The sequence below is a fragment of the Castellaniella sp. GW247-6E4 genome (assembly GCF_040276065.1).
Classification (GTDB): Bacteria; Pseudomonadota; Gammaproteobacteria; order Burkholderiales; family Burkholderiaceae_B; genus Castellaniella.
In genome coordinates this window covers 223702-234629 of sequence record NZ_JBELOI010000006.1, presented here as the reverse complement: position 1 = coordinate 234629, position 10928 = coordinate 223702, and the positions used below count along the sequence as shown (strand labels likewise).

Annotated in this window: 13 protein-coding genes; 1 reads left to right on the top strand and 12 read right to left on the bottom strand. The window is 63.8% G+C overall.

Features of this window, described 5'->3' with window-relative positions; genetic code table 11:
* Positions 1–397: 397 nt before the first annotated feature.
* From ABS761_RS09720 to ABS761_RS09685, 8 genes are all read right to left on the bottom strand, one after another.
* Positions 398–691 carry a HigA family addiction module antitoxin gene (locus ABS761_RS09720; protein ID WP_350408114.1) on the bottom strand — a complete coding sequence of 98 codons (294 nt, stop codon included), beginning with the start codon at positions 689–691 and terminating at the stop codon, positions 398–400.
* Complete coding sequence (locus tag ABS761_RS09715) at positions 691–795, bottom strand: type II toxin-antitoxin system RelE/ParE family toxin (protein WP_350408113.1); 105 nt, start codon at positions 793–795, stop codon at positions 691–693. Before ABS761_RS09715 ends, ABS761_RS09720 begins: the two co-directional genes overlap by 1 nt.
* A 77-nt stretch (positions 796–872) precedes the next feature.
* Complete coding sequence (locus ABS761_RS09710; protein ID WP_350408112.1) at positions 873–1490, bottom strand: amino acid synthesis family protein; 618 nt, start codon at positions 1488–1490, stop codon at positions 873–875.
* 71 nt (positions 1491–1561) lie between these two features.
* Positions 1562–2281, bottom strand: a complete 720-nt coding sequence (locus tag ABS761_RS09705; protein ID WP_350408111.1) for an ABC transporter ATP-binding protein — start codon at positions 2279–2281, stop codon at positions 1562–1564.
* Positions 2278–3051, bottom strand: coding sequence for an ABC transporter ATP-binding protein (locus tag ABS761_RS09700; RefSeq protein WP_350408110.1), 774 nt, complete (start codon positions 3049–3051; stop codon positions 2278–2280). The genes ABS761_RS09705 and ABS761_RS09700 overlap by 4 nt, the downstream gene beginning before the upstream one ends.
* On the bottom strand, positions 3048–4190 hold the full coding sequence (locus tag ABS761_RS09695) for a branched-chain amino acid ABC transporter permease (protein ID WP_350408109.1): 1143 nt from the start codon (positions 4188–4190) through the stop codon (positions 3048–3050). Before ABS761_RS09695 ends, ABS761_RS09700 begins: the two co-directional genes overlap by 4 nt.
* A 3-nt stretch (positions 4191–4193) precedes the next feature.
* Positions 4194–5111 carry a branched-chain amino acid ABC transporter permease gene (locus ABS761_RS09690; RefSeq protein WP_350408108.1) on the bottom strand — a complete coding sequence of 306 codons (918 nt, stop codon included), beginning with the start codon at positions 5109–5111 and terminating at the stop codon, positions 4194–4196.
* A gap of 26 nt (positions 5112–5137) precedes the next feature.
* Positions 5138–6292 (bottom strand): branched-chain amino acid ABC transporter substrate-binding protein, encoded by a 1155-nt coding sequence (locus ABS761_RS09685; protein WP_350408107.1) that lies wholly within the window; start codon positions 6290–6292, stop codon positions 5138–5140.
* A gap of 417 nt (positions 6293–6709) precedes the next feature.
* On the opposite strand from ABS761_RS09685, the gene ABS761_RS09680 reads away from it, so the two are divergent.
* Positions 6710–7450 carry an IclR family transcriptional regulator gene (locus tag ABS761_RS09680; RefSeq protein ID WP_350408106.1) on the top strand — a complete coding sequence of 247 codons (741 nt, stop codon included), beginning with the start codon at positions 6710–6712 and terminating at the stop codon, positions 7448–7450.
* A 129-nt stretch (positions 7451–7579) separates the two neighbouring features.
* Here the strand turns inward: ABS761_RS09680 and ABS761_RS09675 are convergent, their stop codons facing one another.
* From ABS761_RS09675 to ABS761_RS09660, 4 genes are all read right to left on the bottom strand, one after another.
* Positions 7580–8155 (bottom strand): phasin family protein, encoded by a 576-nt coding sequence (locus tag ABS761_RS09675; protein WP_350408105.1) that lies wholly within the window; start codon positions 8153–8155, stop codon positions 7580–7582.
* A gap of 146 nt (positions 8156–8301) precedes the next feature.
* Complete coding sequence (locus tag ABS761_RS09670; RefSeq protein ID WP_350408104.1) at positions 8302–9141, bottom strand: IclR family transcriptional regulator; 840 nt, start codon at positions 9139–9141, stop codon at positions 8302–8304.
* Positions 9142–9270: 129 nt separating this feature from the next.
* On the bottom strand, positions 9271–10074 hold the full coding sequence (locus tag ABS761_RS09665) for a competence/damage-inducible protein A (protein ID WP_350408103.1): 804 nt from the start codon (positions 10072–10074) through the stop codon (positions 9271–9273).
* A 5-nt stretch (positions 10075–10079) separates the two neighbouring features.
* A complete protein-coding gene (locus ABS761_RS09660) occupies positions 10080–10871 on the bottom strand; it encodes an EI24 domain-containing protein (protein ID WP_350408102.1) in 792 nt (263 codons plus the stop codon).
* Between the last annotated feature and the right edge of the window lie 57 nt (positions 10872–10928).

Below are 10928 nucleotides of genomic sequence, written 5' to 3'. Positions count from 1 at the left end.
TTGCCAGGCATATCACCACGACCCGAAACATGTCGGATTCTTCAGCTTAGGGCTGTCCATGTTTTGGGAGGACGTCAGAGGCTCCGAAATTCTACTGGCTGACGTCTACTGTGAGGGGGAGCTTACGCTGTTTTATACAGCCCACCTCATGAAAACAATCCACACCACCGAGACGTTCGATGCTCGGTATCAAGCTGCACCCCGAAGCCGCTACTCACGTCTGACATCCACAGAGCCAATGACCGGCAGCGACTTTCGACCCGAAGCAGGCGCCACAAGCGCGACTCGTCGCGACAGAGTCGGCTGGGTCGTTATACGACCACAGTGACTTATCCGAGACATGAATACCCACGATGCTAGCGATGGCCTTCACCTCAGGAGTTGAAAATCAAGGGTGCTAGGCCATGGCGAATCGGAGTTTGTCGACGCCTTGCAAATTGACGCTCTGGCGAGCAAGCCACAAGTCGTGGGCATCCTGCATGGACAGCCAGCTTTCCGGGCTGCGCCCAAGTGCCTTGGAAAGACGAAGAGCCATTTCAGGTGTAACGCGAGAAGTGCCATTGAGCACTCGGCTGAGGGTGGAAGCGGCTACGCCAAGTGCTTGAGCAAGCTCGCGCCCGCTGATATTGTTGGGTTCAAGGTAGATGCCGGAGATAAATTCACCGGGGTGAGGTGGATTGTGCATGCTCATCAGTGATAATCCTCATAATCCAGCACATAGGCATTTCCGTCTTCAAACTCAAAGATAATACGCCAGTTTCCGTTGACGGTGACTGACCCATACTGCCCAAACACACCAACACCTCATCACCCAAAAATAAAAATCCCCGAGGCCGGACTGCACCTCGGGGAGTGGGATGGCATCGAGCCTTTTACGCCGTCGCGCTCCGCATGTCGGCAACGAGCTTGGCGACCTGGTCGGCGCTGGCGCCCCTGACGCGGGCATTCGCGCGCACGGTGCCAAAGGCGACGAACAAGGCGATCTCGCTGGGGCCGGGGGCGCCCGGGATGGACACGGTGGTGGCGTCCATGGCGTCGTAGTCCCAGGCGTCTTCGGCGCCGCCAAAGATGATGTCGATGGGCGTGCCCGGCCCGGCGACCTTGCCGTTGCCAGGGATCAGCGCGGGCCCGGCGCCCAGCGTGCGCCGCATGGCCAGGCCGATGCGCGGATGGATCAGGGCCGCGCCGTGCTCGGCGTCGCCGTCGGTGCCGACGATGACGCCCTTGCCATACGCCCGGGGGCGGCCCACGTCGGCCAGCCTGGCGAGCGCCCGCTTGCTCAGCTCGGTGCCGAGTTCGACGGAAATTTCCGCCATGCGCTCGAGATCGGCGGCCGAGGCGGCGCCCTTGCCCGCGAGGGGATTCTCGAATACGACACCGGAGACGACGTGGCGCGTCACGGCGGAGACATCCTCGCCCGCCTCGCGCAGCGTCTCGCGCTCAATGAGGTGGAACTGTCGAACCTTGACGAGTTTGATTGAGTCGGTCATCTGATTTCTCCTAGGATCATGGTTGTCTGGTACTGAAACGAGACAGGTTGGTTAAAGCAATGCAATCGCGGCTAACGGGACCGGCCGAAATAGGCGGCCTTCATTTTTTCGTCGTTCATGAGCGCGTCGGCCGTTCCCTGGGCAACCACCCTGCCCTGGCTGATCACGTAGCCGTAATCGGCGATGGCCAGGGTCTGGCGCACGTTCTGCTCGACCAGCAGGATCGAGACGCCGGTCTTGTTGACGCCGCCGATGATGCCGAACGAATCCCGGACCAGCGCGGGCGACAGGCCCAGCGAAGGCTCGTCGATCAGCAGGATCTTGGGCTCGCTCATGAGCGCGCGGCCAATGGACACCATGGCCTGCTCGCCGCCCGACATGGTGCCGGCGAACTGCCGCTTGCGCTCGGCCAGGCGCGGAAAGGCCTCATAGACGCGCTCGAGCCGCTGGGCGACGAGCGCGCGCTCTTTGACGAGAAACGCGCCGGCATGGAGGTTTTCCTCGACGGTCATCTTGGGAAAGAGCTTGCGGCCCTCGGGCACGCAGCCGATGCCTCGTTCGATCCGCTTGTGCGGCTCGAGCCGGTCGATCGGCGCGCCGTCGAGCGATACCGTGCCCTCGGTGATCGGCAAGAGCCCGAGAATGGCCCGGATCAGAGAGGTCTTGCCGGCGCCGTTCGCCCCGAGTATGCAAGTGATGGCGCCCTCTTTCGCCTCGATGGAGACGCCCGACAGCACGCGCGCGCTGCCATAGGCGGCGCAGATATTTTCGGTGACAAGGTGCCCGCTCATGCTTCCCCCAGATAGGCTTCCTGAACCCACGGGTCGCTGACCACGTGCTCGAAGGTGCCCTCGCTGACTTTCCGGCCATGATTGAGCACGATGCAGTGCTCGGCCACCCGCTGCATGAGCTCCATCTCGTGCTCGATGATGATGATGCTCATCTTTGGGTTGTTCGCGCGGACCTTGAGGATGTCGTCCATGAACTCTTCCGTTTCATCGGGCGTCATGCCCGCGGACGGCTCGTCGAGCAGCAGCAGCTTGGGTTCGGCGATCAAGGCCCGGCAGACTTCGATTCGCCGGCGGTCGATCATGTTGAGGGTGTGCAAAGGCTCGAAAACCCGCTGGGCCAGGCCCGGGCTGAAGGTCTGCAGGAGGTCCGTGACGCGCTCATGGTGGCGCACGAGATCATTCCTGAAACGCCGGCGCCGCACCAGGTTGTCGAGCAGGCCGAAGGACAATCCGTTCTGCCTGCCGATCATGATGTTGTCGAAGACCGACAGCGACAGGCACAAGCGCGAGCGCTGGAACGTGCGGGTGATGCCCACGCCGTATACCTGGCGCGACAGCAGGCCGGATATTTCCTTGCCGTCGATCGTGATGCTGCCCGCGGCGAGCCGGCATAGCCCCGTCACGGCGTTGAAGAAGGTCGTCTTGCCGGAGCCGTTGGGCCCGATCAGGCCGGTGATGGTGCCTTCCGGGACGTCGAACGACAGCGCGTCGACCGCCACCAGTCCGCCGAACTTGACGGTGACGTCATGCGCCGAAAATAGCATGGTCATTGGTCGACCTCCCGTTTGAACTGGCGGACCGGCCGGGGAAACAGGCCGGCGGGGCGGAAGCGGAGGATGAGCGCCACCAATATGGAGAAGATCAGGACGCGGTATTCCCCGATCTCTTGCAGTTTTTCCGGCACCAGGATCACGATGATCGCCGCCGGCAGCAAGGCCCAGAGGTTCCCGATGCCGCCGATGACAATGATCGACAACATCAAGAGGGAATCGGAGAACGAGAAGTTGGACGGCGCGATGAAGTTCTGCATCATGGCGAACAGCGCCCCCGCGACCCCTATCACGAAGTTGCCGACCATGAAGGCGAAGATGCGCCAGGCGGTCACATTGATTCCGAACACGGAGGCCCCGATGTCGTCCTCGCGCACGGCGTCGAGATTGATCCCGATCCAGCTTCTCTCAAGGTTGCGCGCCAGGATGAACGCGACCGTATAGATCACGACGGTCAACAGCACGTAATTGAAGTAGAACGATGCGTCGTACCCGGCGATCGATATCCCGTCGAGCAGCGACCAGCCCGCGACGACCGCGCCGTCGACCTTCAGCCCTTGCGGCCCGCCCAGGGTCTCGTTGACCTCGAGGAAGATCTGGAACAGCAGCCCGAAGGCGATGGTGATCAGCGCGGAATAGTGGCCGCGCGTGCGCAGGATCGGCAGGATGATGAAGCCGCCGATCAGCGCCGCCATGGCGCCGCCCAGCAGCAGGACCAGCAGCGATGGCATCCCGCCCACACCGATCACCGCGGCGGTATAGCCGCCGATGCCAAAGAACGCCGCCCCCGCAAAGTTGATGACCCCCGCATAGCCGAACTGGATGGTCAGGCCGATGCAGATCAGGCCGTAGATCAGGACCGAGGCCAGCATCATGAGCGGGTAGTGGCCGTCGTGGATGACGAGCGCGATCGCAACGATCAGGACCGGGATCAGGAACGCAAAGAACGGTCCCGATTCATTGAGGGCGGCACCCAGGCCCGCGCCGGCCCGGGTGCGCGCGATCGCGAATATCGCGACCGCCGCGACGGCGAGGCTCGACCAGATCATCCACTGGTCCTCGGCCAGCAGGAGGCCGAGCGTCCAGGCCGCCGCGAGGGCGAGTATGGCGATGGAAGGCCAGAAACGGAGCACATTCATGCTTTACACCTTTTCACTATATCGCTCGGCGATGATGCCGGTAGGAAAGAGGGCCATGATGAGGATGATGACGGCGAACGAGAACACATCCCGGTAACCGCTGGCATCCGGGAACACGACCACCCAAAGCGTCTGCAAGGCCGCAAAGGTGAAGCCGCCGATGATGGCGCCCCAGATGCTGCCGAGACCGCCGACCACGGCGGCCGAAAATCCGATCAGGCCCAGGAACAGCCCCGAGTTGAAGTTGATCTCGCTGTAATAGATGCCGTGCATGACCCCGGCGATGCCGGCGAGGATCGACCCCAGGGCAAAGGTGGCGAACACCGTGCGCTTGAAGGGAATACCCATCACCTGCGCGGTGTCGGCATCCTGCGCGACGGAGCGGATCGCCAGCCCGAACTTGGTGTGGCCGATCAGCCAGTTCGTGAGGAACACCACGACCAGGCCCATGATCAGCAGGGCGATGCTGTCGAGCCGGATGAAGGCCCCGCCGATCTCGACGGCCGTCTTGGGGACGAGTGCGGGGAAGGCCTTGGGATTGGCGCCATGCGGATAGAACAGGCGGATCGCCTCGCGAAACACCGTGCCGATCATCAAGGTCATCAGCAGGATGTTGAAGGCCGGCGCATCGCGCATCGGCACGACGAACACCTTGCCGATCAGCACGCCGGCCAGCGCCGTCATGACGCATGCCGCGAACATCACCACCACGAGCTGCAAAGCGAGCGGCAGGTCCATCCCGAGGAGGCCCAACCCCAGGTATGCGACGAGCCCGGAAAATGCACCCAAGGTCAGGACATCGCCATGTGCGAAGTTGATGACGTCGAGCACCCCGAAAAACAGGGTGAACCCGACGGCGATCAACGCATACATGATCCCGAGCACGGCGCCGTAGAAAACAAACTCTACGAGAGTACCCATGAGGAAGGACTCCTTGAATCGAAAAATTAACGTCCTTTCAGTTGGCGCTTGCCACTCGCGTATTCGCTTTTCTCCCATTGCACCCAATCGCCATCCTGCGCGACATAGCGGGTCGAGGCGACGCTGTTGTTCCGGTGATCATCGAAATTGATGGGGCCGGCGATGCTCTGGTAGTTTTTCGTCTGATTCAGGACGGCCTGGACCTTTTTCCGGTCGGGACCCACCTGCTCGATGGCGTTCATGATCAGGTCCGCCGCCACGTAGGCGTACGGCCCATAGGGCTCGGGCGGATTGCTGTACTTGGCCTTGCTGTAGTTCTCGAGGAATGCCTTGCCGCCCGGCATCGAGGTCAGGGGCGCGGCGTTGTGGAAGGACAGGGTGCCCTCGGCGGTCTTGCCCAGCGCGTCGAAATAGGACGTCGACATGATCCCGGAGACTGCGGCGAACTGGGTTTCCACGCCAAAGTGCTCCATCTGGGAGCGGACCCTGACCCCCAGGGGCGTCAGGCCGGCGAACACCACGACATCGGGCTTCATTTCCTTGATCTGCAGCAGCTCGGCCGAGAAGTCCTGCTGGTTGGCGCCGACGCCGAACGACGCGACGATCTCGCCGCCCCGCTTGGTGGCCTTTTCCTGGAACATCTTGTAGAGGACATTGCCGTAATCGGTGGTGTCGTGTATCACGACCCACTTTTTGTAGCCCATGTCGATCAGAGAGTTGGTCGCAACCTCGGTCTCGTCCAGCATCGAGCCATTGACGCGGTGCACCTCTTTGTAATCATGGGCATAGGTGATTTCCGGCAGGATCGCGCCCCAGATGACGACGGGGAAGCCAAAGCGGTGATAGACGTCGACCGTGGCGATCGCCACGGCGGAGCAAAAGTGCGTCACGCCGGCGATGATGCTGCGGTCGGTGGCGACGCGCGTGGCGACCTGGACGCCGACATTCGGTTTGCACTCGTCATCCAGCGCGACGAGCTCGTAGTTGTACTTGGAATCCCCTTTTTCATTTCTGACGCGCACCGCTGTTTCAGCGGAATTCCGGCCGCCGATTCCGGTGGCGGAGTTGCCGCCCGAGAGCGGGCCGATAAAAGCGATCTTGACGGTGTCCTTGGACTGTGCGGGGGTGCTGGCCATGGCCATGAGAATGGCGGCCGATATGACGGTAGCTTTGAAAATCATGACTTCCTCCTTGCTTGGTTGAAAGCTCTCTAGATTGCGGCACGTGGTTTCGCGCGAGTCTCCCATTCACGCGATGCGCCTGCGACACCCCTTTGCGCCCATCGAAAACCCACACCAGGTGCCGCGACCTGCGCCCGAGCTGAGAGCTGGGCTGCTGACTGCATGATTTCTATATATCGAACTAGATTCGACCTGATGAATTATGGCATAATCGCTTTCCCCGCCAGAATCAGGGTTTTCCCGCTATCCAGCCCGGCGTCATGGGTGTGGCGGGGATTGCACGGCCCCACCCCGTCCCGGCGAAAACCCGCCCGGGCGATAATTGGACGCTGCCACCGAAGGCGGCGATGAGTGAAATCAATGACAAATATGCTTGCTCAGAAAAAATCGCCGGGAAAAAGAGCTTTGGCGCCCGCCTTGACGCGCGGGCTCAGCATCCTGGATTTCGTGGCGCGGGCCGGGCGACCCGTGAACATGACCGACATCGCCGACGAGCTCGGCATCGCGAAAAGCTCGGCGCACGGACTGCTCGCCGAGCTCGTGAACGCCGGTTTTCTCGAGCGGCGGCCGGACAACACCTACCGCCTCGGCTTGCGCCTCGTCGAGCTGGCCAACGCCAGGAACCAGAATTCCGAGCTCCCGGCCGAGTTCTATGCAATCTGGGACCACCGCATCCCGCACAACCAAGAGGCGGCGATCCTCGCCCTCGCGGACGGCCCCGACGTGATCTACATCGCCTGTCGCAACAGCCCGCTCGCGCTGGGCATCACCTTCAGCGCCGGCATGCGCCTGCCGGCCTGCTGCACGGCCACGGGCAAGGCCCTGCTCAGTCTCATGAGCGATGAGGAAATCCGCGCTTTCTATGAAGTGCACCCCTTGGCGAGGCTCACGCAGAACGGCGTCGCCGATGTGGACGGCCTGCTGCGTCAAATGGAATCCATCAGGCGGCGCGGCTACTCGGTCGATGATGGCGAAACGCGCGACCACATGTGGTCCGTCGGCGCCCCCGTGCGCATGGCGCACGGCGGACACCCCAATGCCGCGGTGGCGATCAGCTATCTGCGCTCTGAAATCACGCCCGAAAAGAGCCACCACGCCGGCGAACTGATCAAGATGTTCGCCCAAGCCCTGTCCGAGACCTGCGCGCCGCTCACCTGAGCGCGGGCTGGACCAGGCCGGACCAGATCCGGCCGGAAAAAAAATCCCCGAGACCTGGGCCTCGGGGAAGGTGCTGCGATCGATCGGGGGCTGGCTACGGAACCCGGCCCGGCGATCGACGGGGGTCGATCAGTTGGCGGCGGCGCGGCGGGCGCGGGGCGCGGCCTTGGTCGTCTGGGCGACGTCGGCGGCGGCCTTCAGCGTCGCGTTGGTCGCGGCGTTGATGTTCGACTCGGCGGCATCGGCGGCCTGGCGGGCAGCCTTGGCAACCGTCTCGTAGGCGTTGGTCGCGGTGGCCAGCGAGGACTTCAGCAGGGCCACGGCGCCTTCGGAGCCGGTGGGGGCGTTGCGCGAGAGTTGCTCGATGGCGTCGGAGACCTGCTTTTGGCCTTCGCTGAACTGGGTTTCCGCCAGCTTGCTCAGGTCGCCTTGCACGTCGGACAGAATTTCGTAGACATGCTTGCTATAGGCCACGGCCTGGTCGGGACGGACCAGCGAAGAGGTGAAGGCCAGGACTTCCTGGGCGTCCTTCAGCTCGATGGCTTCCTGGGACTTGACGGCGGCGTCCTCGAACACGGCCTTGGTGGCCTTGAGGTTCAGGTCGACCAGCTTTTCAAAGCCGCTAAAGAAGGTGCCTTGGATGGCCAGCAGGTTTTCGAGGGCGGCTTTCTGGCCGGCCAGCAGGTTTTGGGGGGTTGCGCTCATGATGACTCCTGTAAGTGAAGAAGGTCGTCCTCGAGGCAGGTGCCCGGCGCCTTCTATGCTGCATTGCACAATTGAAATTGTACGCTGATCACAGGTCATGTCAAGAAAAATTTGTTGCGGTGCAACAAAAACGGAAAAAAGCGGATTCAGTGGGCGGCTTCGTAGCCCAGGGCCTCGGAAATCCGCGAGGCGGTGCCGAGCAGGACGGGGATCCAGTCGTCGCGCATGCGCTCGGCGGGCGCCGAGAGCGACAGCCCGGCCAGCAAGGCCCCGGTGTCGTCGTAGACCCCGGCGGCGATACAGCGCACGCCCAGTTCGAGTTCCTCGTTGTCGCGCGAATAGCCGTGGCGTCGCACCAGCGCCAGCTCGCGCTCGAGCGAGTCGAGCTGGGTGATGCTGTTGCGCGTGGTGCCGGCCAGGCCGGTGCGCATGGCGTAGCTGCGCACATTGCGCTGATCCCACACGGACAGGAACAGCTTGCCGGTCGAGGTCAGGTGCAGCGGCGCCCGCCCCCCGATGGCGCGCACGACCTGCATGCCGGAGCGCTCGCTCCAGGCGCGCTCGATGTAGACGATCTCGTCGCCCTGCTGCAGGGACAGGTTGACGGTCTGGCCGGTCTGTTTGTGCAGCTCGCGCATCGGGCCGATGGCCGCCGCGCGCACGTCCAGCCGCCCTTTGACCAGCGAGCCGAGCTCGAGCAGGCGCATGCCCAGCCGGTACAGGCCGCTGTCGACGCGCTCGACATAGCGCCCGGCGGCGAGGTCGCTGAGGATGCGGTGCGTCGTGGAGGCGTGCAGGCCGGTCGCGGCCGACAGGTCCTTGAGGGCGACGGGGTCGGACTGGCACGCCAGGACGTCGAGGATGCGCATCGCGCGATCCAGCACCTGGATGGTGATCGGACCATGATGCTCGACGCCTGCGGCCGTCGTGGCGCCGTTGGCGAAAGAGCTGGAGGACTGAGATGGAATGCTGTGGAGGCGGGCCATGGTGGACGGTTGATGCGACGCAACAATTCCATACTATGAAATATCCATGCCGCTGGCAAGCACTTTTTCAATCCGGCGGGGCCGGTGAGGGGTGAAAGCGGGTCCCGCGGCCGAGGGCGGGACCGGGGCTCACGCCTGGGGTGGAATCAGCAGGCCGCCGACACGCTGGGCCTCGGCGCGCAGATAGGCCAGGGCCTCGGCCGCCGGGCCGGGCGGGCCTTTGACACCCAGCTCGATGTGCGGGCGGGCGCCCTCGCCGCCCACGCTGGGCAGGCTGAATGCCTTGACGCCGACCCAACGGGCCTCCAGCGCCTCGAGCGCCGGGGCGATGCGCGATTCGGGCAGTTCGAAGACCAGAAAGGAATGCTCGATGCGTTCGACCTGGTGGTGCCAGCGGATGTAGCGGGTGTCCAGGGTCCAGGCCATCATGGGCTCGGCCATGACGGGAAAGCCCGGCATGAAGGTGTGGTCGCGGACGAAAAAGCCGGGAATCTTGTTGTACGGGTTGGGGACGATCTCGGCGCCGATGGGGAACACGCCCATCTGCAGGCGCTGGAGATTTTCCGGGGTGCGCATGTCGGCGCTGCCCTGGCCGCGCGCGGCCATGTCGGCGCAACGCTCGCCGATCAGGCGCTCGGCCTCGGGGTGCAGGGCGAGGCCCACACCCAGGGCGCGGGCGCAGGCCTGGCGGGTGCGGTCGTCGGGCGTGGCGCCGATGCCGCCGCAGCAAAAGACGATGTCGCCGGTGGCGAAGCTGCGCGCCAGGCACGCGGCGATGTCGTCCTCGTCGTCCGAGATGAACTCGGCGGCGTCCAATGACAGGCCCCGCGCCGACAGCAGCGCGATGAGCGTGGACAAATGCTTGTCCTGCCGGCGGCCCGACAGGATTTCATCGCCGATGGCGATCAGGCGGATTTTGGGCGGCTGGGGCATGGGCTTCAGACGTCGATGACGGTTTCGGCGCGCAGCCGGCGGATGGCCTCGAGGCAGAAGTGCGCATACACCAGGGCCGAGAACACCGGGATCACCAGCCAGGCGGGGGGGATCAGGTTGATCAGCGCGAGGCACCCGCCTATCAGCCAGAATTGGCGATTGTGGCGCCGCCACAGCAGGCGGCGCTCGGCCGGGCTGGCGTGCTCGATCATGGCGTCCACGCGCAGCATGCGTGTAAAGGCAAAAGCCCACCAGAACACCGGCAGGATCAGGGCGAGCGGCGGAATCAGCCACAAGGGCATGGTGAGCAGCCAGCCGATGCAAAACAGCACGCCGACCCAGATGGCGTTCCAGGTGCCCAGCACCAGGGCGTTTGCGCCCTGGCGCCCCACACCCTTGTATTCGCGAAGCTCGAGGTGCCGCAGCACCAGCGGCATCACGAACACCGCCGCGATCACCAGGCCGAGGATGCCGGCCATGGGCAGCAGGATGCCGGCGGCCATGACCGGCACCAGCCAGAGCTTCAGCGAAAACAGGCCGGCGGCGACCAGCCAGCCGTCGATGGTGTTGAGCACGCCCCAGCTCGAGGCCTCGCCGTTGAGCCAGGCTGTCAGGGGATCCCAGAACAGCCACAGCAGCACCACCGCGCCCAGGAACGCGATGACGAAGGGCAGCAACAGGGCCGCCAGCATGCGGGGATGCAATTGACTGATCAGGGCGCGGCGAAAGGCCTGCGCGACCAGCGCCAGGCCGGAGGGCCGCCCGTGCTTGCGCAAGGCCAGTTCATGTCGGGTCATGCGAACCTTCCCTTTCGGATAATACGATTATCATAGTCATCAATATCCCACTCGAAC